The sequence below is a fragment of the Leptolyngbya sp. FACHB-261 genome, from assembly GCF_014696065.1.
Taxonomy (GTDB): Bacteria; Cyanobacteriota; Cyanobacteriia; order FACHB-261; family FACHB-261; genus FACHB-261.
This window is the reverse complement of record NZ_JACJPL010000032.1, coordinates 29,014-52,627: the sequence shown is the minus strand read 5'-3', so window position 1 is coordinate 52,627 and position 23,614 is coordinate 29,014. Positions and strand designations below refer to the sequence as shown.

General features: G+C 52.2%; 22 protein-coding genes and 1 pseudogene. 18 read left to right on the top strand and 5 right to left on the bottom strand.

The window, feature by feature from the left end; all coding sequences use genetic code 11:
* Positions 1-14 precede the first annotated feature (14 nt).
* On the bottom strand, positions 15-794 hold the full coding sequence (gene cobS, locus H6F94_RS30210) for an adenosylcobinamide-GDP ribazoletransferase (protein WP_190806013.1): 780 nt from the start codon (positions 792-794) through the stop codon (positions 15-17).
* 55 nt (positions 795-849) lie between these two features.
* Between cobS and H6F94_RS30205 the strand changes: the two genes are divergently transcribed.
* The 16 genes from H6F94_RS30205 (at position 850) to aroQ (ending at position 14,881) form a co-directional block, all read left to right on the top strand.
* A complete protein-coding gene (locus tag H6F94_RS30205) occupies positions 850-1,440 on the top strand; it encodes a hypothetical protein (protein ID WP_190806012.1) in 591 nt (196 codons plus the stop codon).
* A gap of 262 nt (positions 1,441-1,702) precedes the next feature.
* A complete protein-coding gene (locus tag H6F94_RS30200) occupies positions 1,703-2,164 on the top strand; it encodes a hypothetical protein (protein ID WP_190806011.1) in 462 nt (153 codons plus the stop codon).
* Positions 2,165-2,176: 12 nt separating this feature from the next.
* Positions 2,177-3,283 (top strand): tRNA guanosine(34) transglycosylase Tgt, encoded by a 1,107-nt coding sequence (gene tgt / locus H6F94_RS30195; protein ID WP_190806010.1) that lies wholly within the window; start codon positions 2,177-2,179, stop codon positions 3,281-3,283.
* A gap of 48 nt (positions 3,284-3,331) precedes the next feature.
* Positions 3,332-3,469: a photosystem II reaction center protein K gene (locus H6F94_RS30190; protein ID WP_190806009.1), complete on the top strand. Its 138-nt coding sequence runs from the start codon at positions 3,332-3,334 to the stop codon at positions 3,467-3,469.
* A gap of 122 nt (positions 3,470-3,591) precedes the next feature.
* A complete protein-coding gene (locus tag H6F94_RS30185) occupies positions 3,592-4,737 on the top strand; it encodes a glycosyltransferase (protein WP_190806008.1) in 1,146 nt (381 codons plus the stop codon).
* An 83-nt stretch (positions 4,738-4,820) separates the two neighbouring features.
* Entirely contained in the window at positions 4,821-5,498 is a 678-nt protein-coding gene (locus H6F94_RS30180; RefSeq protein ID WP_190806007.1) for an undecaprenyl-phosphate galactose phosphotransferase family protein, read from the top strand.
* 210 nt (positions 5,499-5,708) lie between these two features.
* Entirely contained in the window at positions 5,709-6,782 is a 1,074-nt protein-coding gene (gmd, locus tag H6F94_RS30175; protein ID WP_190806006.1) for a GDP-mannose 4,6-dehydratase, read from the top strand.
* 36 nt (positions 6,783-6,818) lie between these two features.
* Positions 6,819-7,769: a GDP-L-fucose synthase family protein gene (locus H6F94_RS30170; RefSeq protein ID WP_190806005.1), complete on the top strand. Its 951-nt coding sequence runs from the start codon at positions 6,819-6,821 to the stop codon at positions 7,767-7,769.
* 15 nt (positions 7,770-7,784) lie between these two features.
* Entirely contained in the window at positions 7,785-8,366 is a 582-nt protein-coding gene (locus H6F94_RS30165) for a 5-formyltetrahydrofolate cyclo-ligase (protein WP_190806004.1), read from the top strand.
* A gap of 32 nt (positions 8,367-8,398) precedes the next feature.
* On the top strand, positions 8,399-9,784 hold the full coding sequence (locus H6F94_RS30160) for a gluconeogenesis factor YvcK family protein (protein WP_190806003.1): 1,386 nt from the start codon (positions 8,399-8,401) through the stop codon (positions 9,782-9,784).
* 19 nt (positions 9,785-9,803) lie between these two features.
* On the top strand, positions 9,804-10,316 hold the full coding sequence (gene tsaE, locus H6F94_RS30155; RefSeq protein WP_190806002.1) for a tRNA (adenosine(37)-N6)-threonylcarbamoyltransferase complex ATPase subunit type 1 TsaE: 513 nt from the start codon (positions 9,804-9,806) through the stop codon (positions 10,314-10,316).
* 145 nt (positions 10,317-10,461) lie between these two features.
* Entirely contained in the window at positions 10,462-11,745 is a 1,284-nt protein-coding gene (glyA, locus tag H6F94_RS30150; protein WP_190806001.1) for a serine hydroxymethyltransferase, read from the top strand.
* Positions 11,746-11,791: 46 nt separating this feature from the next.
* Positions 11,792-12,835 (top strand): glycosyltransferase family 4 protein, encoded by a 1,044-nt coding sequence (locus H6F94_RS30145; protein WP_190806000.1) that lies wholly within the window; start codon positions 11,792-11,794, stop codon positions 12,833-12,835.
* A gap of 24 nt (positions 12,836-12,859) precedes the next feature.
* Positions 12,860-14,137 (top strand): competence/damage-inducible protein A, encoded by a 1,278-nt coding sequence (locus tag H6F94_RS30140; protein ID WP_190805999.1) that lies wholly within the window; start codon positions 12,860-12,862, stop codon positions 14,135-14,137.
* A gap of 103 nt (positions 14,138-14,240) precedes the next feature.
* Positions 14,241-14,375, top strand: coding sequence for a hypothetical protein (locus tag H6F94_RS33160; RefSeq protein WP_277878196.1), 135 nt, complete (start codon positions 14,241-14,243; stop codon positions 14,373-14,375).
* Positions 14,376-14,380: 5 nt separating this feature from the next.
* Positions 14,381-14,881 (top strand): type II 3-dehydroquinate dehydratase, encoded by a 501-nt coding sequence (gene aroQ, locus H6F94_RS32700; RefSeq protein ID WP_190805998.1) that lies wholly within the window; start codon positions 14,381-14,383, stop codon positions 14,879-14,881.
* Between the two features lie 40 nt (positions 14,882-14,921).
* Here the strand turns inward: aroQ and H6F94_RS30130 are convergent.
* The 4 genes and pseudogenes from H6F94_RS30130 to lysA form a co-directional block, all read right to left on the bottom strand.
* Positions 14,922-16,877 (bottom strand): annotated as a pseudogene (locus tag H6F94_RS30130) (cation:proton antiporter domain-containing protein); the annotation flags it as partial.
* 70 nt (positions 16,878-16,947) lie between these two features.
* Positions 16,948-17,703 (bottom strand): polyprenyl diphosphate synthase, encoded by a 756-nt coding sequence (gene uppS / locus H6F94_RS30125; protein WP_313949406.1) that lies wholly within the window; start codon positions 17,701-17,703, stop codon positions 16,948-16,950.
* A gap of 17 nt (positions 17,704-17,720) precedes the next feature.
* The gene (gene cdaA, locus H6F94_RS30120; protein ID WP_190805996.1) at positions 17,721-18,653 is read right to left on the bottom strand and encodes a diadenylate cyclase CdaA; all 933 of its coding nucleotides are present in this window, start codon (positions 18,651-18,653) and stop codon (positions 17,721-17,723) included.
* An 87-nt stretch (positions 18,654-18,740) separates the two neighbouring features.
* On the bottom strand, positions 18,741-20,102 hold the full coding sequence (lysA, locus tag H6F94_RS30115; protein WP_190805995.1) for a diaminopimelate decarboxylase: 1,362 nt from the start codon (positions 20,100-20,102) through the stop codon (positions 18,741-18,743).
* A gap of 176 nt (positions 20,103-20,278) precedes the next feature.
* Here lysA and rimI point away from each other — a divergent pair, with 176 nt between their 5' ends.
* Both rimI and H6F94_RS30105 read left to right on the top strand, forming a co-directional pair.
* On the top strand, positions 20,279-20,848 hold the full coding sequence (gene rimI, locus H6F94_RS30110) for a ribosomal protein S18-alanine N-acetyltransferase (RefSeq protein ID WP_190805994.1): 570 nt from the start codon (positions 20,279-20,281) through the stop codon (positions 20,846-20,848).
* Positions 20,849-21,016: 168 nt separating this feature from the next.
* The gene (locus H6F94_RS30105; protein ID WP_190805993.1) at positions 21,017-23,512 is read left to right on the top strand and encodes an ATP-dependent Clp protease ATP-binding subunit; all 2,496 of its coding nucleotides are present in this window, start codon (positions 21,017-21,019) and stop codon (positions 23,510-23,512) included.
* The last annotated feature ends 102 nt before the right edge of the window (positions 23,513-23,614 follow it).

Here is a 23,614-nt window from a genome sequence, read left to right as displayed (position 1 = left end):
TCAACAGCTAAAAATTATTGAACTGTCGTCCCAAACAGTGGATTAGTCAGAACTAAAACGCATAGCAGCAGGGCTTCTGTCCATTCCACCACGGCACCATAGGTATCGCCTGTATGTCCACCCAGGGCGCGATAGAAGTAAAAGCCGCTCAACAGGGCCAAACTGCTACCCGCCAAAATTGTCACTAGCCCCCATATTGGGTCAGCCCAACTCAGTAGGATGCTTAACCCACCCAGACCGACTGCTGAAATGACTGCTGTCCGGGTTGTTTTCGGACTCCTGTGATGAATTTTGCCTTTCCCAGTTGTTCTGAGGTAAGGATAAGATGCTGCCGCAACCAGTTGTCCCCATCGGCCCCAAGCTGCAGCACTGACAAGAGCAAACCAACCAATCTGGCTCAAACTCGTCAGCGCTGAAACCTTGAGTAGCAGAATTGCACCGGCGACCATCACGCCATAGGCACCAGTCACACTATCAGCCATCACCTGCAAGCGTCGCTCTGGTTCCATTACAGCTAGACCGTCTGCTGTATCCATCGCTCCATCTAAATGCAGCCCACCTGTCAGCCATAACCAAATCACAACGACGAGCGTCCCACGCAATAGATCTGGCACTTCGAGCAGCCTGAACCCCTCGTTCAGGGCTCCCAGTAGGGTTCCTAGTAGCAGGCCCACCAGAGGCGCTAAATGCACGATTCCTTCAAAGTTCAAGTCAGGTGTTCGCCCACACCACAGAGTTGGATGGGTGAGGGGCAGCACTGTATAGAACACTAGGGCTGCTAAGAGTTTCCGCATAGTGACTCAGCTTTGTTTCAGCAGCTGGAACCGTGAGATCATACTCAAAAAACCTATGAACTCTGAGGACCTTAGAACTACCCTGACCGAGCTGTTTGGTTCAGCTGCTCAGGAGCTAGCTGCCAACTCCTGGCAAATTGAGACTCATAGCTTCAGGCTGCTTGTGTTGCTCTCTGATGATCACTCTTGGCTCAGAGCGCTCGTACCCATTGCGTCAGCTCAAGAAGCCCGCCCTTTTCTAGAGCAGTTGTTAGAGGCTAACTTTGACGTTACCCAAGAGGCTCGCTACGCCTTACACCAAGAAGTCCTGTGGGGAGTGTTTCAGCACAGCTTGCATGATCTGACTATCGAGGATTTCTCAAACGCTGTAGCAAGGCTGTTGACTCTGCATCAGCAGGGGTTGTCCCAGAGTTTTAACCAGTTTGTTGAAAAGCGAATTCGCCAAATCGTTCAAGCAGCAAAGCGTCAAGGCCAGTCGCTAGAAACAACCCTTCAGACTCTAGACCGTTTTTATCAAGAGGGATTGATGGGGGAATTGACGCAATCTTCTGACTCCCGAGAACAGGTTATGGCAGTCTGGCAGCGCCAGCTAGAGAAGATTTGGCATGAGGTGGAATCTGACCCTTCCGGCGGCACCATGACTTAAGCTGTGCTACCGTGTAGGTTATCCTGTCCCTCCTGGGGAGCTTCGCCAAAAGTAACCGGACAGGGTGAACGCCTACGTGTAGTCCTGTTTACTGGAGGCTGTTGCAGATACTAAAGCCTAGACAGTATCCTGGTGGTTTCCGTAGATCTCGCCAGGGATTAAGAAGATCCATAAGCTAGAATCATGCGACACCCCAGGTTCTCATTTCTGAGTCCCCACTGTTGCTCACGGAGCCCAGTTCGGAGGATCCATCGATGACACTATGAGCCAAGAGCAACCTTTCTATCCTGCTCCCTGTATTGTTGACACCGGCATCGTGGTCAAGAAGCAGGACATGCAGCGTCTGCTAGTCGATTTGGGTCGCGTCCGTTACTGTCATCACCAGGATGGCCAGGTTCTAAGTGAGGGTGAAGGGTATGTCCTGGAGGTTTACGCTGACCCTCAGCTTTCAACTATTGTTGCTAATCACGCCCTCTACCTGAATGTCTACAGCTTTGACTACCTTGAGCTGAGTCTGGGCCAAAATCCTCACTCCAGTGAGGCTTGTACCTTTTTTGATCTGATCCAAGATCAACGATGTTTACGGTTGATCCCTCTCTCCAATCCTCTTCAGGATCAAGGCAGTCGTACTATCAACTCGGCGACTCTGGAAGCTGTAGTTGCTGAAGTACTCTCAGCTGGCTGGGATGTTCAGATAGACGATGAGGAGCACTTCTCATTCTGAGCGTCTGATAGATTGACTTCTTCCTTTTCTTTTCAAATCCAGGCTCAATGTGATCGAACTCACGCCCGTGCGGCCTGTTTTACGACCCCTCACGGTCCGGTAGAAACACCCCGGTTTATGCCGGTAGGTACGCTCGCCAATGTCAAGACTCTAACCCCAGACCAGGTACGGGCAACAGCAGCTCAGATGATCCTGGCCAATACCTATCACCTGCATCTTCAGCCTGGCGAAGAAATCGTCGCTGCGGCTGGAGGGCTGCACCGTTTCATGGATTGGCAGGGGCCGATCCTAACTGACTCTGGGGGGTTTCAGGTCTTTAGCTTGAGTGAGATGCGTGTCATCTCAGACCAGGGGGTTACGTTTCGTTCGCCTCGTGATGGTCAGACGATTGAGCTGACCCCAGAACGTTCCATCGAAATTCAGAACGCTCTAGCTGCGGACGTCATCATGGCCTTTGATGAGTGCCCTTCCTATCCTGCAACTCGAGAAGAAGTGGCCCAAGCGGTTAAACGCACCACCCGCTGGCTGGAACGTTGTGCTAAAGCCCACAAACGCTCTGATCAAGCCCTATTCGGGATTGTGCAGGGGGGAGTCTACTCAGATTTGCGGTCGCTTTCAGCTCAAGAATTAGTGACCTTCGACTTGCCCGGTTACGCTATTGGTGGGGTTAGTGTAGGGGAACCTCCAGAGTTGATTGAACCGATTGTGCGTGCCGTCACTCCCTTGCTACCGGAGCACAAACCCCGTTACCTGATGGGAGTAGGAACGTACCGGGAAATGGTTCAGGCTGTAGCTGCTGGTGTTGATTTGTTTGACTGCGTTATCCCAACTCGCTTAGCTCGTCATGGTAGCGCATTGGTCCAGGGAGAACGCTGGAACTTAAAAAATGCTAAGTTTCGCGAAGATTTCACTGCTTTAGATTCAACTTGTCCCTGCATGACCTGTACTCGCTTTAGTCGAGCCTACCTATCACATCTTTTGCGATCGCGTGAACTCTTAGGCTTTACGCTTCTCTCGATCCACAACATCACGGAGTTGGTGCGCTTCACAACAAGGATGCGAGCAAGCATTTTTGCTGGCCGGTTCTTAGAAGATTTTTTGCAGGGTGACTCATGTTAAGATCCCTGACAATTCTGAAATGTGCGTGTTGGCAAGGTGGGTTAATCGATGGAAATAATGTTGCTATTGGCAAAGCTGCCGGAAGCTTACTCAATTTTTGATCCCCTAGTGGATGTACTACCACTAATTCCGGTGTTCTTCTTCCTGCTAGCCTTTGTGTGGCAGGCTGCTGTGGGCTTCAAATAAAAGTTGATCATCCTCAGGCTCCCAGTGGGTCTGTCTGAGTGTTTTGCACAGAAGCTGGGTCCATCAGGAGCCCAGCTTTTAGGTTTTCCAGGCTGTTTTACAGCCTGGTCTGGCAAGCTGAAATGGTGTGGGATGTGAAGTACGCGCTGGTTCATGAGTGGCTAACTCCTGAGGCTACAGGCGGTTCTGAGTTGGTCGTCCAAGCAATTCTGCGTTGCTACAACGCAGATGTATTCTCATTAATTGACTTCGAATCGCAACAGCCTGAAAGCTTTTTCTATAAGCGCAAGGTTACCCCTACTTTTTTGCAGCACTTACCTGGCGCAAGGCGAGGCGTGCAGAAGTATCTACCCCTGCTTCCTTTGGCAATTGAGCAGCTTGATCTGCGTGAGTACGACGTTATTTTGTCCTCTTCCCATGCTGTTGCTAAAGGGGTGTTGACTAGGGCTGACCAACTGCATATCTGTTACTGTCACTCGCCGATGCGCTACATCTGGGATCTCACCTTTGACTACCTACGCCAGAGCAAGCTCAGCCGAGGTATACGAGGAGCTCTAACTCGATATCTTTTGCATCGCCTGCGGCAGTGGGATGTTATCTCCGCTAATCGAGTAGACTACTTCATTGCTAACTCACAGAATACAGCTCGACGGATTTGGCGCAGTTACCGTCGCGAGGCTGTTGTAATCTACCCTCCGGTTGATCTTGATCGCTTCAAGCTCCAAGAGCAAAAAGGTGAATACTATGTCACCGTTTCTAGACTAGTTGGCTACAAACAAATTTCGCTGATTGTGCGTGCCTTCAATCAATTGGGTCGTCCTCTCGTAATCATTGGTGAGGGGCCAGAGTTAGCTCAAATACGTAAACTCGCTAGAGCTAATGTGCAAGTGTTGGGCTTTCAATCAGACGCAGTTGTAGCGGATTACTTAAGAGGAGCTAAGGCCTTCATTTATGCAGCCCAGGAGGACTTTGGAATTGCCTTGGTAGAGGCTCAAGGCTGCGGTACTCCAGTGATTGCTTACGGCAAAGGCGGGGCTCGAGAAACAGTCCGTGACTTCCGACAGCACTTAGGCAGTGGAACTGGCCTGCTGTTTGATCGTCAATGCGAGACAGATTTGATCGCTGCCGTTGAGGAGTTTGAGCAACATGCAGAGCAACTGAACCCTACCTTTATCTACCAGCACGCTCAGAAGTTTGCGCGAGAGCGTTTCATTCAGCGATATCAATCGTTCGTGGCGGCTAAAACCCAAGAATTTTTTCTGCCTTAAGACGAGGGTAGGGAGCACTTTCACCCATTCCCTCATCAGTGGGCTTATGATCATGGCGTGTGTGGTGTGAGTCGACAAACAAAATGACCGCCGAGAGTCCATTTATCTCCGGTAAGCTGGTTACGACCGCGCTGAGTGCCCTGGACAAGGACTTTGCGAAGCGTCTCTTCGATATCCTGTTCAGTGCAATGGTGCTAGTTGTGTTCTCGCCTGTTTACCTGACGTTGGCCCTGCTCATTGCTTTGAGTTCACCGGGTCCAGTTTTCTACGTCCAGAAGCGGATTGGCCGTGACCGAATGCCCTTTGGCTGCCTGAAGTTTAGAACGATGGTCAACAATGCAGACGAGATGCTAATGGACCTGATGCTGTCCTCTCCGCATCTTCGTTATGAGTTTGAAGAGAATTTCAAGCTCAAGCATGATCCTCGGATCACCTGGATCGGTCGGCTACTACGCATTACCAGTCTGGATGAGTTCCCCCAGTTCTGGAACGTGCTAATGGGCCATATGAGCGTAGTGGGTCCTCGACCTTTGGTGGAGGCTGAACTGCCTCGCTACGGTACTAGCATCGACAAGGTCCTGACTATTCGACCAGGCATAACCGGGCTGTGGCAAGTGTCAGGGCGTAATGATATCCCATATGACCGGCGGATCCAGATGGATCTGCTCTATGTGCGGAGCCATAACTTCCTGCTCGACCTGTGGCTGATCCTACGGACACTCCGCGTCGTTTTGTTCCCTAAGGACAACGGCGCTTACTGAGTGTATCCGGGTACGGGTAGCCTTTGTGTGTACCTATTTTTGAAACAGAATTCTCGACAGAGTCTTCATGAGAGCACATAGGGGCTACATACTCTCAACAATTTTCATGGGTTAGGGTGGGTAGTCGAAGCCTGCAAAGGTTTAACTGCCCGCGTAGGCTCTGGACCTGGTGGGCGTTCAGTTATTGTATCGAGGTTAGGAAACAGACGGATGACACAGAGAAAACGAGCGTTACTAACCGGCATTACTGGTCAGGACGGGTCTTACCTATCGGAGTTCTTGTTAGAGAAGGGGTACGAGATCCACGGCATTATGCGCCGCACCTCCACCTTCAATACTGATCGGATTGATCACATCTACGAAGACCCTCACAGCTCTGATGCTCGGCTGTTTCTCCACTATGGTGACCTGACCGATGGTACAACGTTGCGACGAATCCTAGAGGAGGTTTGCCCTCAAGAGATTTACAACCTTGGCGCTCAATCCCACGTTCGGGTCAGTTTCGACTCGCCTGAATACACCGTTGATAGTGTAGGCATGGGTACTTTGCGTCTCCTAGAGGCGCTTCGGGATTACCAGCAGCGAACCGGTGAGGAAGTGCGCTTCTATCAAGCTGGCTCCTCGGAGATGTTCGGTTTAGTACAAGAAGTACCTCAGAAGGAAAACACTCCCTTCTACCCCAGAAGCCCCTACGCTTGTGCAAAGGTCTACGCTCACTGGCAAACCATCAACTACCGCGAATCCTACAATTTGTTCGCTTGCAACGGCATCCTGTTCAATCACGAATCGCCCCGCCGTGGTGAAACTTTCGTAACGCGAAAAGTTACACGGGCTGTGGCCCGCATTGTTGCCGGTAAGCAGAAAAAGCTTTATCTGGGAAATCTGGATGCCAGACGGGATTGGGGCTATGCCAAGGATTATGTCCGAGCAATGTGGCTAATGCTTCAACAGTCAGAACCCGAGGACTACGTGGTTGCCACGGGAGAAACTCACTCGATTCGTGAGTTTCTTGACATTGCCTTCACTCGAGTGAATTTAAACTGGCAGGATTACGTCGAGATTGACCCTCGTTACTTCCGTCCCGCAGAGGTGGAACTACTGTTGGGAGATCCAACCAAGGCTAAGACAAAGCTAAACTGGGAGCCTTCAGTCACCTTTAAACAGTTGGTAGAGCTGATGGTTGATGCGGATTTGGAAGCCATAGGTCAGCCCTGTCAGAATGGCAATGGTGGCCCGCTCGACCATGCCATGATCCGTGCAAATATGACCAGTTTCGTCTCCTGAAGTTCTTTCTTCCCTGGCTAAATTAAGTACCTTGCAATGAACCTCCAAGACAAGCGGATCCTGGTAACCGGTGGCTCTGGCTTTCTAGGCCGACAAGTTGTTGCACAGCTGATCGCAGCTGGTGCTAACCCCGACAAAATCACAGTTCCTCGCTCGCGGGACGTTGATTTACGCGAACGGGATGCTTGTCGTAGAGCGGCGGCAGGCCAGGACTTGATCGTTCATCTAGCTGCGCATGTTGGTGGTATTGGCCTTAACCGCGAGAAGCCTGCTGAGTTGTTCTACGACAACCTGATGATGGGCACTCAGCTGATTCACGAGGCGTACTTAGCAGACGTTGAGAAGTTCGTTTGTGTAGGGACGATCTGCGCTTATCCCAAGTTCACACCGGTTCCCTTTAAGGAAGATGACCTCTGGAATGGCTACCCAGAGGAAACCAATGCCCCTTACGGAGTTGCCAAGAAAGCTTTGCTGGTTCAGCTGCAGGCCTACCGGGACCAGTATGGCTTTAATGGCATCTATCTATTACCGGTTAACCTGTATGGTCCTGGTGATAACTTCGACCCTCGTAGTTCCCACGTTATTCCGGCGTTGGTTCGCAAGGTCTATGAAGCCAAGGAGCGCAAAGAGCAGGTTCTACCGGTTTGGGGAGATGGTAGCCCCACGCGGGAATTTCTCTATGTCGACGATGCTGCTCGGGGCATTGTTATGGGGGCTCAGCATTACGACGGCTCCGAGCCCGTTAACTTAGGGACAGGCTCAGAGGTACCTATTCGTGAGCTGGTTCAACAAATTAGTGAATTGATGGAGTTTCAGGGCGAGATTCTGTGGGAAACTGACCAACCTAATGGTCAGCCCCGTCGTTGCCTTGATACTCAACGCGCCCAAAAGCTCTTTGGCTTTCAGGCTCAAGTAGGGCTCACTGAGGGATTGCGCAAGACAATTCACTGGTACCAGGAGCACCATCAGCCTGTACCTGTTGCCTGAGCACTCTACTTTACTTTGGCTCAGCCACCATCTAGCGTTATTACTAACAAAGCTAGCCTGCGCCGTCAGTTTCTGACGGCGCGGCTAGCGCTAAGTGCAGAAATTTGGGACGCAAGAACAGCCTCTGTGTGTGAGCGGTTACGGGCCTGGCCTTGCTTTCAAAACGCTCGAACTGTGCTGGCGTACACTAGCTTCCGGCGCGAGCCTGACCTGAGTAGTCTGTGGCAACAATCTACTGAAAAGACTTGGGCTTTTCCCCGTTGTGTTGGCAAGAGTCTAAGCTGGCATCAGCTCCTTCCTGGAGCCCTTTTCGAGAGAGGACAGTACGGAATTTGGGAGCCGACTTCAAGCTGGCCCTCCTTAGATCTGAGAGAGGCGGATTTATTGTTAATTCCAGCTTTAGCTTGCGACCACAGAGGTTATCGCCTAGGTTACGGGGGCGGCTTTTATGATCGCTTATTAATGCAACTAGACCTGACAGGATTGTTGACGGCTGGTATTGTTTTTCACGAGGCTTGGGTGGATACTCTGCCCATTGCTGTTTGGGATCGTCCTCTTCAAACGATCTGTACAGATGTTGGTGTGTTTGCGGTGTAATGCCTGTTGCTGCCTGGAAGTGAGCGCTGAGAATGGTTCGATTTCGCTCTACGGTTGCCACTAAAGGCCGTTGGTACCTGTGGCTATCGCCGGGATTGTCGGTTAAACGGTGGTTAGCACTAAGCGCTGTTGGGGTTTTACTGACGAGCATAGGCTTGGCAATTCTATTTCGCCTGACGCCGATTTTTTATGTCACGCGCTTTCTGAGCAATGTCGTCGAGACCCTGGTGCAGGTATTTCCGAATACCGTTAGTGGTCCGATCGCGATTTTGCTAGGAGTTGGGTTGATCTGGTGGGGGCAGAAACGGACCTTAGGGACCCTGACTCAAGTGCTAATGCCCGAAGGCGATGCAGAACTGGTTGATTTGCTTCGCAACCACCAACGTCTAAATCGTGGGCCTAAAATCGTCGCAATTGGTGGTGGGACTGGCCTCTCTGCTCTCCTACGTGGTCTTAAAAGCTACAGTGCCAATATCACAGCAATCGTGACAGTTGCTGACGATGGTGGATCATCCGGGCGCCTGCGCCGAGAAATCGGTGTTCTGCCGCCTGGGGACATCCGTAACTGCCTGGCAGCCCTGGCTGATGAGGAAAAGCTGATTACCGAGCTGTTCCAGTACCGCTTCAAAGCTGGGGATGGGTTGATCGGTCACAGCTTCGGCAACCTGTTTCTGACAGCGTTAAGCGATATCACCGGTGATTTGGAGCAGGCCATTGCTGCTAGCTCGCGGGTTTTGGCGGTGCGGGGGCGAGTACTTCCTGCTACCTTGACCAATGTCTCGTTGTGGGCCGAACTTGCAGACGGGCGTCGCATCGAAGGCGAGTCAAATATTACTGAGGCTGGGGGCTCAATCCTACGGATTGGCTGCGTTCCAGAACATCCTCCAGCTCTGCCTCGGGCTATCGCTGCTTTAAAAGACGCAGACTACATTATTCTGGGGCCAGGCAGCTTGTATACCAGTGTGATTCCCAATCTTCTGGTGAGTGGCATGGTGGAGACTTTGCGTGAGCGCCGTGTTCCTCGTATCTACGTCTGTAACATCATGAGCCAGCCGGGCGAAACTCAGGGATATACCGTTTCCGATCACGTCCGCGCAATCGATCGGGCGGCAGGAGCCCGCTTATTTGATGCCGTTTTGGTTCAGAAGACACCTCCTTCTGAGCAAACTATTCGCAACTATCGAGAAATAGGTGCCCATCCTGTCATCCTAGATCGAGAAAAATTAGCTCGCCTAGGCTGTCGGATTTTACTAGCCAACATCATGGAGGAAAGTGAATCAGGCTTAATCCGCCACGATCCAGAGCGACTGGCTAATGTTTTGCTGCGCTGGTACAGTCGGGTCCGTATCTCTTTTCACTCAACGCATTCGGTGCAAGAGGCTCAGATGTCATCTGGCAAACCGCCTCTGCAACTATGAGGCCAAAATTGTGGGGCCAATGGTGACTCTGGAATTGAGCCTACCTTCTGCTGAGGCAACCTTGACTTTGGGGCAGTTCTTGGGTCGCACGCTTGAGGCAGGCAGCGTGCTACTGCTGAATAGTGGCTTGGGCGGTGGCAAAACGACATTGGTACAAGGTATTGGTCAAGGCTTAGCAATCCCAGAACTTGTGCTAAGTCCTACTTTCACCTTGATTGAAGAGTATTTGGATGGGCGCCTGCCTTTGTACCATATGGATTTGTATCGTTTAGAGCCTAGAGAGGTGGAGGACTTGCATCTAGAGGACTACTGGGAGGCTCAGCAAGTCGAACCCGGTATCGTTGCGGTTGAGTGGGCTGAGCGATTAGTGGCTCCTCCCCCAGCAACGCTTGATTTTCGTTGGTTGGAAGTGGATGAGACACAGCGTCGAGTGCTAGTAAGCACTAAGACTCCAACATTGCAAACAATTCTCGACACTCTACAAACCGAATTACCTGAATTCTGCTCTGGTTTTGCATCGGAAGTCCTGTAACTCTGTCATGAGTCAAGCAATCGTTGTAGGATTCAACAGGTTATAGAAGCCTGAGCCAACCTCGGGTTGTGAGTGGCGCTGTTGATTAAGATCTAGGTCTGGTCAGAATTGATCCGTAAAACCTGCAAGTGCTTTGGATACAGACGTGAGTAAAACAGACCTGGAACGCATCGCAGATACAGATCCGGCAATCGCAGAATTGATCACCCAAGAGCTGCAAAGACAGCGTGATCATCTAGAGCTGATTGCTAGCGAAAACTTTACCTCTCCAGCCGTTATGGCAGCTCAGGGCTCGGTACTGACGAACAAGTACGCTGAGGGTCTACCGGGTAAACGCTACTACGGTGGCTGCGAATTTGTTGATGGGGTTGAGCAACTGGCAATCGAGCGGGCAAAACAGCTTTTTGGAGCAGCCCATGCCAATGTCCAGCCCCACTCGGGTGCTCAAGCTAACTTTGCAGTTTTCCTGAGTCTATTGACACCGGGGGATACCATCCTGGGCATGGATTTGTCCCACGGTGGCCATCTAACGCACGGCTCGTCTGTCAATGTTTCAGGTAAGTGGTTCAAAGTTATTCAGTATGGGGTTAATCCTGAGACTGAAGTGCTGGACTTTGACCAGATCCGGTCCTTAGCGTTAGAGCACAAGCCCAAGTTAATCATTTGTGGTTACTCAGCCTATCCTCGCGTCATTCCTTTCGAGCAATTCCGAGCCATCGCTGATGAAGTTGGCGCTTACTTGTTAGCTGATGTTGCTCACATTGCAGGTTTAGTTGCCAGTGGGCACCATCCAAGCCCCCTGCCCTACTGTGATGTTGTAACAACTACAACCCATAAAACTCTGCGGGGACCCCGAGGCGGCTTGATCCTGACCCGCGATGCTGAACTGGGCAAAAAGTTGGATAAAGCTGTTTTTCCGGGTAGCCAGGGGGGACCTCTGGAACATGTGATTGCCGGTAAAGCTGTAGCCTTTGGTGAAGCCCTTAAGCCTGAGTTCAAAACCTACTCTGGTCAAGTCATTGCCAATGCTCGGGCGATGGCAGTGCAGTTCCAGACACGAGGCATCAAGTTGGTTTCTAACGGCACAGACAACCATTTGATTCTGCTTGACCTGCGCTCTATTGGTCTGACGGGTAAGCAGGCTGACCAGTTAGTCAGTGGTGTCAATATCACTGCTAACAAAAACACAGTACCCTTTGACCCTGAATCTCCGTTTGTGACTAGTGGATTACGCCTAGGATCCCCAGCAATGACGACGCGGGGTCTGGGCGAAACAGAGTTTACTGAGATTGCTGACATCATCGCGGATCGGTTGCTTAGCCCCAGTGACGAGGCTGTGGCCCTTCAATGCCGACGTCGGGTTGCTAGTCTGTGTGACCGCTTCCCGCTCTACCCGCACCTGAAGGTTTCGATGCCAGTCTCCGTCTAGGTGCTGTTGTCCTTTATCACTCCTTGGCGAACGCTGTATTAGCCCAATGCCCCCCTTTCACCTGGTTGCATTCATGACGGCTATGGCGGTTGTGGTTCTGACCACACCAATTGTCAATGCCGTTGCCCGACACTATGGCATCGTAGATCTGCCAGGGGACCCTCGCAAACTGCACCAGCGCCCAATGGTCCGCTTAGGAGGTGTTTCTATCTTCCTAAGCTGTTTAGCAGCTCTGTTATTAGTTTGGGTGCTGGGGGGCTTTGGCGTAATGTCCCAGCCCAACGAATATGAAATCTGGGGGGTCACGATTGGGGGGCTATTATTCTTCCTAATTGGCCTGGCTGACGATCTGATAAGCCTGTCTGCGTTCACCCGTCTAGTGCTGGAGTGCGGGGTGGCAGCTATGGCTTGGGCTGTTGGCGTGCGAATTGACTTTTTAACAGTTCCCTTTATGGGACTCGTGCAGATTGGCTGGCTAAGTCTACCGGTCACGGTGCTTTGGCTAGTGGGCATAACCAATGCCATCAATATGATCGATGGTCTGGATGGCCTAGCCGCAGGTGTATCAGGCATTGCCGCGGTAGTAATGTTGGTAGTTAGCCTGTTCATGGATCAGCCAGGAGCTGCACTGATTGCCGCTGCATTGGCAGGCGGCTGTCTTGGTTTCTTGCGCTACAACTTCAGCCCAGCCAAGATTTTTATGGGGGATGGTGGTGCTTACTACCTCGGCTTTACCTTGGCTGGTGTCGGTGTAATTGGTCTAGTTAAAGCGGTGACTACAGTTGCTGTGCTGCTGCCCTACTTGATCCTGGCGGTCCCCATCCTGGATGTGGCTACGGTCATAGTGGATCGGCTACGGCGGGGCAAGTCGCCCTTTAAAGCTGATAACCGCCATTTGCACCACCGCTTGCTCCAAGCAGGTCTCTCCCACCGCCTGATTGTGCTGCTGATCTACGCTCTGACCCTCTGGGTAGGTAGCTTAGCGCTAGCAATCTCGTACTTTCCGGCTGGAGGCACCTATGCTGCGGTTGCAACGCTTTTGCTGGGATACATTGCCTGGGAGGCCTGGAAGAAGGCCCATTCTCCTTAAGCTGCTGCCAATTTAGAGGTGTTGATGAGCCTAAGCGCAGAGATCTTGTGTATTGGTACTGAGTTACTGCTGGGTGAGATTGTCAATACCAATGCGCAGTACCTAGCGCAACAATTAGCGAACTTAGGCATTCCCCACTACTACCAAACTGTGGTGGGTGACAATCCCATTCGCCTCAAAAAAGCCTTAGCCATTGCTTGTGAACGTTCGCAGCTGATTATTACCACTGGCGGTTTGGGGCCTACCCCTGATGATCTGACGACTGAAACCCTATCGGATTTTTTCGAAGCTCCGTTGGCCGAGCGACTTGAGGTTTGGGAAGACATTAACCAAAAGTTTCAATTGCGGGGGATCGTGCCTTCTCCCAGCAATCGCAAGCAAGCCTTATTGCCAGTTGGGGCCGAGATTTTGCCCAATCCAGTTGGTAATGCTCCAGGTATGATCTGGCAGCCACGCACAGGGTTAACCATTTTGACGTTTCCAGGGGTCCCCTCTGAGCTATATGCCATGTGGCAGGAGACAGCGATTGCCTACCTGCGTACTCAAGGCTGGGGCCAGGAAATTATTTACTCCCGTGTACTACGCTTTTGGGGCATTGGTGAGTCTGCCTTAGCAGAACGGCTAGAGGACTTACTGAAATCTGCAAATCCTAGTGTTGCTCCCTATGCCAATCTCGGCGAGGCCCGCTTACGTCTCAGTGCCCGTGCGCCGGATCAAATCGTTGCTCAGCAACTGTTGGAACCGATAGAGCAGCAGATCCGTGCCCGTACCGGAGACTATTGCTATGGAGTTGATGACGATTCCCTGGCTTCGGTAGTTGGCAATCAGCTATCAAATCTAGGCCAAACTTTGGGGGTAGCTGAATCTTGTACGGGAGGGCTGCTAGGGCAAATGCTCACCGATGTTCCTGGAAGTTCAGCTTACTTTAGAGGTGGCGTGATCTCCTATGACAACCAGATCAAGGCTGAATTGCTGAACGTAAGCTCGGCAGATTTAGAATCTCACGGTGCTGTAAGCGCCCCTGTTGCTGCTCAAATGGCCCAAGGGGCGCGCGCTTGTACAGGTTCAGATTGGGGGTTGGGGATCACAGGGATTGCTGGACCTGGCGGCGGCACTCCAGCTAAACCAGTTGGCTTGGTATATATAGGTCTTGCAGCGCCGGATGGCAGTGTTCAAACGCAGGAGTATCAATTCGGTAGCAGTCGAGAACGAAGCTGGATTCGCCAGGTTGGTGCCTGCTCTGCCCTCGACCTTCTGAGAAGAAAATTATTAAATGTTCGCGCAAATCCGGATCCAGGTTAAGCTAGGGAAGTGGATCTCAGGTTTACCGATAAATATCCGCTAAAAATTTCTGTAACACGTTTGAAGCAAGGGTTAAACGTTAGAGAAGGAGCCTTTGGTTGAGATGGAGCAGGTTGAAAAGGTACTGGAAAAGATTCGCGAGTGGGTTGAGCGCCTGATTGAGATCTTGCTGGGGCCCACTGGGCAACCTGAAGCGGAGCCGATTCCCGTGCCAGTGCGTAATCGCGATCGTCGCTAACGTCCTTGTTACAGATCCTGGTTTTGCACGGTCCCAACCTCAACCTGTTGGGTAAGCGTGAGCCTGAGCACTATGGAAGCCTGACCCTGGCGCAAATTGACGCTCTGCTAGAAGCAGAGGCCAAGAGCTTAGGGGTTAGGCTTCAGTGTTTTCAGTCGAATTCAGAGGGAACCCTGGTTGATGCTATTCACACTGCTTTGGGTCAGTGTCAAGGAATTCTAATTAATCCTGCTGCCTATACCCACACTAGTGTGGCTCTGCGCGACGCGATTGCTGCGGTTGCTCTGCCGACGGTAGAAGTCCATCTCAGTAATGTTTACCGTCGGGAGGCTTTCCGCCATCACTCCTACATCGCGCCTGTAGCTGTTGGACAGATCAGCGGCTTCGGCGCCGAGAGCTACCGTCTGGGCCTATGGGCATTGGTTGCTCATCTACGGGCACAGCCGCTCTTGTCTCCTCTAGATGCAGGTGGTGGGGTTCACCCAGCATCACCAAAGAGCAAGTAATCTGCCGAGCGAGCTTCGCTGGCAGGTCGGCAATTGCCACTTCTCCTACCCGGACCCTTCGACGAACGGAGCGCAGCACAACTAAATCCGCTTGGCGAGAGGCCTTGAGAATAGCGCCGACTAAGTTGTTGCTGGCAGTAATCTCAACTGTAACTTCTGCCTGGGGAGATTGAGCTAGCGCCAGGTTTAGGAAGCGCTTTTGCAGCTTCTCTCGGATCGCAGGTGGGGTACTGGCAGGACAGACATGCTGCAGAACAACTTGACCACTATTGCTATTAGCTAATACCTTGGCAAAGTGAATCGCTCTAGCTGACTCCGCAGTCAAAGTATCCACAGGTACTAAGATCCGTTTCAACTCTCTAGGCGGTTGTTGCAACCGGGTAACAGCGACGGGGCAATGGGCCAACCACATTACATTGTCGATGACGCCGCCGAACAGACGCGCCCGTAGTCCCTGGCGGCTTGCCCAACCCATCAAGATTAGGTGAGCCTTTTGTTCGCGGCTAGCACGACAGATCCCCTGGGAGACCGAATCATCAATGCGCAGCAACGGCTCGGTGTGAATCCCTAACTCGCTTCCTAACGCCTCTGCTTTATCCAACAAATTCTGACTGCTCTGAAGGTCTAGAGTCACACTTTGAGAATCCAAATAGTCACGAGGGACTGCGATCGAGAGTGCGATCAGGCGGCCATCCTCGTGCTTTGCCAGGAGGGCCGCCAATTCCAGTAAAGAGTGCTCGGTCTGAGGGTTGGAAATTGGTACTAGAACAGTCAGCGGTTGTCCGGCCTGAACATCAGCAGTAGAGCGAAAGGGGGTTGATTCTGAGCTGAGTTCATCCTCTGGCAAGACCAGTTGTGCACCGGCCTGACGTGTGATCAGAGGACCTAAGGTTGAGGTGACCAGCATCAGTACGATCACGCTGTTGAGCACGGCGTCATTGAGCAGTCCCACTCGGACTCCCACGAGGGTAGCCGCCAAGGTAGCTGCCACCTGAGGCAAGGACAAGGACCACATCGTCAGCATTTCGGCTCGGCTGTACTTGTAGACCCACTGAGTTAGGAGTGCTGCTAAAAACTTGCTGCTGATCAGGCCAACTACAACCGTTATGGTTAGAGCCAGCGCCCCAAGGCTTTGCACAAACGCAGGAATGTTAACCAGCAGGCCCAAGTCAATAAAGAAGATGGGAATGAACAGCACAGTTCCCATGAAAATGACCTTCTCTTTGACTGGCCCCTCCCCAACTACTTCATTGACTGCCAGACCAGCTAAAAAAGCTCCAACAATTTTTTCAACCCCGATTAATTCAGCCCCTACTGCTGCTAGAAAGACTGCGACTAACACGAATAGGAATTGGTTGCCCTCATCGTTGCCTGTTCGGCGGAAGAACTGTTTGCCACCCCAGTTCAGTCCAAATAACAGCAGAGCAGTATAGAGTGCCAAAAGCACTAAGAGCTGGACCAGGGACGCAGCTGTAAAGTCACCCTTATGGACGCCGACGCAAATGGCCAGAACTAGCAGGGCGCCAATATCAGTAAAAATGGTGCCCCCAATCGTGACCATGACGGCCTCGTTATTGACCACACCCAAGCGGCTGACAATGGGATAGGCGAGCAGCGTGTGGGAGGCAAATAGAGAGCCAATCAGAATGGAGGCTACCCAGTCGAAGCCAAACAGCCTTCCAACAACTGTTCCCATAATCAGAGGAACAGTAAAAGTGAACAGACCAAACAGAGCCGAGCGGTGCTTGATCCGCCGGAACTGTTCCATCTCAACTTCCAGCCCTGCCACAAACATTAGATAGACCAGCCCCACAGTTGAGAGCAGGTCGAGGGCAGGGTCTTTATCCTGAAGAACTCCGATGCCTTGAGGGCCCAACAGCACTCCAGCTGCAATGAGCCCAACTAATCCCGGCAGGCGCAGCTTTTCTACTAGTGGCGGAACTACTAGAATGACGGCTAGCAGGACTGCAAATGTTACAACAGGCTCAACGTGCACTTGGCATTCTCCGGCATGGGGCCAAGAGAAGCCTAAAAACAAGTCGGGCGTCTGATATCCCCCCTAAAGCCTACTTCTTAGTCTCGACACGGCCAAAGCGACGCTCGCGGGCTTGGTAGGCTAGCAGCGCCTGATGAAATTCAGCACGGTCAAAGTCTGGCCACAGCGTGTCGGTGACATACAACTCCGTGTAGGCCATCTGCCACAATAAAAAGTTTGAAAGTCGCATCTCACCGCTGGTGCGAATCAGTAAGTCCGGGTCTTGGGTGCCAGCAGTATAGAGGTGCTTCTCAAACAGGGCATCATTGATCTGAGCGGGATCCAACTCGCCTCGCTGGGCTTGAGCGGCTAGCTGACGACAAGCTTGTAGGATTTCTTGACGGCCGCCGTAGTTCGTTGCCACTACAAACTCAACCGCCGTGTTGTCCTTGGTTTGAGTCATAGCCTGCTCGATTTCACTCTGGAGTGAACGGGGCAAAGCCTGCAAATCGCCAACAAAAGAGATTTTGACCCCTTCCAGCATCATCTCACGCAGTTCTCGTCGCAGAACGCGCTCGAACAACAGCATTAGAAAGTCAACTTCTTCAATAGGACGCCCCCAGTTCTCAGTGGAGAAGGCGTAAGCAGTGAGCGTGCCAATACCCCAATCCTTACAGCAGCGCAGCAGATCCTTGAGGATATCCACACCCCGACGGTGACCAAAGATTCGGGGCTGGCCCCGGCCTTTGGCCCATCGGCCGTTACCATCCATGATCACTGCCACATGGGCAGGTAAGCGCAGAGGGTCCAGGTCTGTGGGCCGGTCGCGCAGCCGAGTTGACTCCACCCTGACCTCTTTTCCTATCATTTCTTCCGGGCCTCCTCAGACGCTGACAAACGGGACTTGAGCGAACGAGCAATTAGTTTACCCAAGCTCCAGATCTCGCGCTTCAAACCGCGCAGTCCAGTAGTGACTGCCTCTCGCTCCGTGCTGCGGACAAAATGCTTTTCCAGTAGTTCTTTCAACTTGGCGCTGGTTAAAGGTCGGTTCAGCGATCCCATCTCTGCTAGGGAAATCGAACCTGTCTCCTCTGAGACCACGATGCATATACAGTTTTCCACTCGCTCGGTAATACCCATAGCCGCCCGGTGGCGGGTTCCCAATTGCCGTGAGGCTGTGCGTTCAGAGATAGGCAGAATTACGCCTGCTGCCACAATTCGAGAATCTCGCAGCAACACAGCCCCATCATGCAGCAGAGTTGTGGTCTGAAAAATGCTTTGCAACAGTTCCTTAGACAGGTCGGCATTGATGCGCACCCCTGGCACTGAGAAATCCCGCTCATCAATCGGATAGCCAGTCTCCAGAATAATCAATGCTCCAATTCGGTTCTGTGAAAGTTCTTTGACCGCATCAACAATCTCATCAACAACACTGTTGGAGGTTAATGAGAGACCACGATTGGGCTGAAACAGCTTTGTAAATTCCCCTTGCCCGAGCAGTTCTAGGAAGCGGCGTAGCTCTGACTGGAGGCTGACAGCCATAGCCACAGCTGCACCAATTAGAAGCTTGTCCAGCATGAAATGGAGCAAGGGTAAGCCGAGCCAGGGAGGATTTGGTGCCGTCAGCGCAGAGGCCAACATGAGCAGAATAAATCCCCGCACCATCCAGAGGGTGCGCCGTTCACCAATCACCAACAGCACCACGTAAGTTAGAGCTAGAACAGCTCCAACATCAATGACGCTGCGCAGGGACGCTGCCCAGTCAATGTTGATGCTAGCCAGCCAACGCTCCCACACCTGCTTTCAATTGAGTCTGCTCGAATCAGTCTGAACCGTTTACAGATTCTGTAAAGTCTGGTTAAGCCAAATTGCCACTGGCGACGATCAACCGCGCAACCGTTCTGGTAAGACATCCTGACGCAGTAGGTCTGCTTGAGTTTCTCGCCTCAAAATCAGACTAGCCTCACCAGCATTCACTAAGACTGCTGCTGGACGAGGAACGCGATTGTAGTTAGAAGCCATGCTGTAATTGTAGGCTCCAGTCCCCGGCACGACGAGGACGTCGCCGCTTTGTGGGTCGCTCAGCTCAATGTCCCGGATCAGAATATCACCTGACTCGCAATGCTTGCCCGCGATTGTAACCGTAGTCGATGCAGTCCCACGCATACGGTTAGCTAGCAGAGCTTGATATCGAGATTGATAAGTAATTGGGCGAGGGTTATCAGACATACCCCCATCTACAGCAATGTAGGTGCGAATACCGGGGACTGTTTTACGACTCCCAACGCGATAAGCCGTAATACAGGCAGGGCCTACCAGCGAACGGCCTGGTTCGCTCAGCAACTTGGGTAAGGCAACACCTGCTGCTTCGCAGCCAGCGACAACACCAGCGCTTACTATCTGTACCCACTGAGCAATGCTAGGGGGGTCATCGGACTCAACATAACGAATCCCCAAACCACCGCCGATATTCAGCTCGCTGACTTCTAAGCCATAGCTGGCTGCTTTCGCTAACCACTCAGTCAACACACGGCCTAAGTCTTGATGTGGTTCCAGTTCAAAGATTTGCGAACCAATGTGGGCATGCAGACCCAAAAACTGGAGTTGAGGAGCTTGGCTCAGATACTCAAAGACACTCAAAAGTTGGTTGGGATCAAAGCCAAACTTGCTATCTAAGTGGCCGGTGCGAATGTACTCGTGAGTGTGACACTCGATGCCTGGAGTTACTCGGATCATCACCCGCGGTCTTTGCTCCTGGCCTTGAGCGAGGGCTGCTAGCGTTTCCAACTCCAATTGGTTGTCGACGACCACAACACAACCGACCTGCAGCGCGTACTCCAGTTCGCTTTGAGATTTGTTGTTGCCGTGGAAGTAGATGACCTCCGGGCTGACGCCTGCCTCCAGCGCAGTATAAAGTTCCCCTGCTGAAACTACATCAATGCCCAAACCCTCACTGTTAACCAGCGCGCAAACCGCCAAGCAACTCCAGGCTTTGGAAGCGTAAATGACTTGAGATGGTCCTGGATAGTAGGTGCGGAAGCTATCTCGATATTGGGCAGCGGCAGTGCGTAGGGTTGTTTCATCAAGAATGTAGAGCGGTGAGCCAAACTGCTCTACCAGGTCAACCACGTCGCATCCCCCTACCTCTAAGTGGTTGCTGTCGTTGATATGGGCAGTCAGAGGCAGAAGTTGCTGGTTAGGGGAAATGGCTTCGGCAGTGACTTGACTAGCAGTCGGCAGCACCATAATCTTCTCGAATTCTCCGGCGGTGGGTTGTGCTGAAAGAGTGGGGGAGCGGCAACAAAGCTAACTACTCTAGCATTAGAGTACAACTGTGCCTTACCAGAATGGACCGGCACCCGGTGTTGTGTAAGCACCGTCTCATCTCAACTTCACACTAGCTGCTTTCTAAAACTGCTTCGGTGCTTTCTACTCTGACGCTTACGCCCCTGACTGAGGCCTGCCTGCCTCAAATTATTGCCTTGGACCAAGTTTGCCTAGGGGGGTTTTGGGCCCCAGCGGCTTACCAAAGAGAATTGGCCAGCGACCGCAGCATTTTACTAGGTGTTTTTGCACAGGCAAACCTTGTGGCGATGGGTTGCCTGTGGAGCATTGTCGAAGAAGCTCACATTACTCTATTGGCTGTTCATCCAGACCAGCGACGACGCGGTCTGGGTTCGCTGCTGCTGTGGAGCTTACTCAATCAGGCTAGAGGCTTAGGTTTAGCGTGGGCAACCTTAGAAGTCCGCGTTTCTAACACGCCTGCCCTGAATCTCTATGGCCAGTACGGTTTTAAGGAAGTGGGGCGACGACGAGGATATTATCCTGACACGGGGGAGGACGGTCTGGTACTCTGGCGTTCGGGACTAAATCAACCAGAATTTGTTGACTCGCTCAATGGTCAATGGCGGCGATGTGAAATCAACTTGAAAGTTCAAGGTTGGACTTTGCAAGCTGAGCCTGGCTTGGTCACAATTCTTCGGTCTGATTAGTACTTTAATTGCATTAGTTGCAAATCCATCTTCGGGCAGACGTTAGCCCCTGCGCAATCGGCGTTGATCCCTACAGGGCAAGACAGTCGCTTTAGGCTGCGATAGCGAACTGTAACCCTGTGTTAGGATTGCCATTACCAGCACGCAGCAGGTGAGTGTTAACGCGCCATGTTTGAACGCTTTACCGAGAAAGCCATCAAGGTGATCATGCTGGCCCAGGAGGAAGCACGTCGCCTGGGTCACAACTTCGTTGGCACCGAGCAAATTTTACTAGGGCTTATTGGAGAAGGGACCGGCGTCGCCGCCAAAGTGCTGAAATCCATGGGCGTCAATCTGAAAGACGCCAGGATTGAAGTCGAAAAAATCATTGGTCGGGGCTCAGGCTTTGTTGCCGTAGAGATCCCGTTCACCCCCCGTGCCAAGCGTGTTCTAGAGCTTTCTCTCGAAGAAGCGCGTCAATTAGGTCACAACTACATTGGCACCGAGCACTTGCTTCTAGGCCTCATTCGTGAAGGTGAGGGCGTTGCTGCTCGAGTATTGGAAAACCTAGGTGTTGATCTTTCTAAGGTTCGCACTCAGGTGATTCGGATGTTGGGTGAAACTGCAGAAGTCACCTCGGGTGGCTCGCAGGGACGTACCAAGACGCCGACCCTGGATGAGTTTGGTTCTAACCTTACCCAGATGGCTGGTGAGGGCAAGCTCGATCCCGTTGTGGGCCGTCAGAGAGAAATCGAACGGGTCATTCAAATCCTTGGCCGTCGTACCAAGAACAACCCGGTATTGATCGGCGAACCGGGCGTTGGTAAGACAGCAATCGCTGAAGGTTTAGCTCAACGCATCGCTAATGGTGATGTCCCCGACATTCTCCAAGAGAAGCGTGTAGTCACCCTTGACATCGGCTTGCTAGTTGCAGGTACGAAGTATCGCGGTGAATTTGAAGAGCGCCTCAAGAAGATCATGGATGAGATCCGTTCAGCCGCGAACGTGATCCTGGTGATTGACGAGGTGCACACTCTGATTGGGGCTGGTGCTGCCGAAGGTGCTATTGATGCTGCTAACATCCTCAAGCCAGCTCTGGCTCGGGGTGAATTGCAGTGCATTGGGGCCACCACCCTGGATGAGTACCGCAAGCACATTGAACGGGATGCTGCTCTAGAGCGGCGCTTCCAGCCAGTGATGGTTGGTGAACCCACGGTTGATGAGACTATTGAGATCCTTTTTGGTCTGCGCGATCGCTACGAGCAGCACCACAAGCTGAAGATCTCTGATGAGGCCCTTTTCGCTGCGGCCAAACTCTCGGATCGCTACATCTCGGATCGCTTCTTGCCAGATAAGGCGATTGACCTGGTTGATGAAGCAGGTTCGCGGGTTCGTCTAATCAATTCTCAGCTGCCTCCGGCTGCCAAGGAATTGGATAAAGAGCTGCGCCAGGTTCTCAAAGACAAGGACGATGCCGTTCGCTCTCAGGACTTCGACCGGGCAGGCGAACTGCGCGATCGGGAAATGGAGATCAAGGCTGAGATCCGCGCCATTGCTCAGGCTAAGAAGACTGAGGTCAGCACTAACGGTGATGGTGAGATGCCAGTGGTGTCTGAAGAAGACATCGCTCACATTGTCTCCTCCTGGACTGGTGTTCCTGTCAGCAAGCTGACTGAATCCGAGTCCGAGAAGCTGATGCACATGGAAGACACGCTGCATCAACGCTTAGTTGGTCAAGACGAAGCGGTGAAAGCAATTTCTCGCGCCATTCGTCGGGCTAGAGTCGGTCTCAAGAACCCCAACCGCCCAATCGCTAGCTTTATCTTCTCTGGTCCTACGGGTGTAGGTAAGACCGAGTTGGCGAAGTCATTGGCTGCCTACTTCTTCGGTTCTGAGGATGCCATGATCCGACTGGATATGTCGGAGTTCATGGAGCGGCACACGGTTTCTAAGTTAATTGGTTCGCCTCCTGGCTATGTCGGTTATAACGAGGGCGGCCAGCTAACTGAGGCCGTGCGTCGTCGGCCCTACACAGTAGTGCTGTTTGACGAAATTGAAAAAGCGCACCCTGACGTCTTCAACATGCTCTTGCAGATCTTGGAAGACGGTCGTCTGACCGACGCCAAGGGTCGCACGGTTGACTTCAAGAACACGTTGCTGATCATGACCTCGAACATTGGTTCGAAGGTGATCGAGAAGGGCGGCGGCGGTCTCGGCTTCGACTTCGCTGAAAGCCAAGAAGACTCTCAGTACACACGGATCCGGTCTCTAGTGAACGAAGAACTCAAGCAGTACTTCCGTCCTGAGTTCCTAAACCGCTTGGATGAGATCATTGTCTTCCGCCAGCTCAGCAAGATCGAAGTCAAGGAAATTGCCGATATCCTGTTGAAGGAAGTCGTCAATCGCCTCAAAGAGCAGAACATTAACCTGGCTGTAACTGAGCGCTTTAAGGATCGCTTGGTTGAAGAGGGCTACAACCCCAGCTATGGTGCTCGTCCTTTACGGCGCGCCATCATGCGCCTGCTAGAGGACAGCTTGGCGGAGGAGATCCTTTCTGGTCGTGTCCGCGAAGGAGCTAGTGTCCTAGTGGATGTAGATGAGGAAGGCAAGGTAGTCTGCACCCCTGGCGAAGCTCCGGCTATCGCGGGTTCAGATGACCAACGCCAGCTATTGCCCTCCACCTAAAGCAAAGTTTGGCGAGGCTGCTAAGCAGCCTCGCTTAAAATAAAGCTTGAAAAGAGCGCCGACCTAATCTTAGTCGGCGCTCTTTCTTGTATCTGTTGTGTT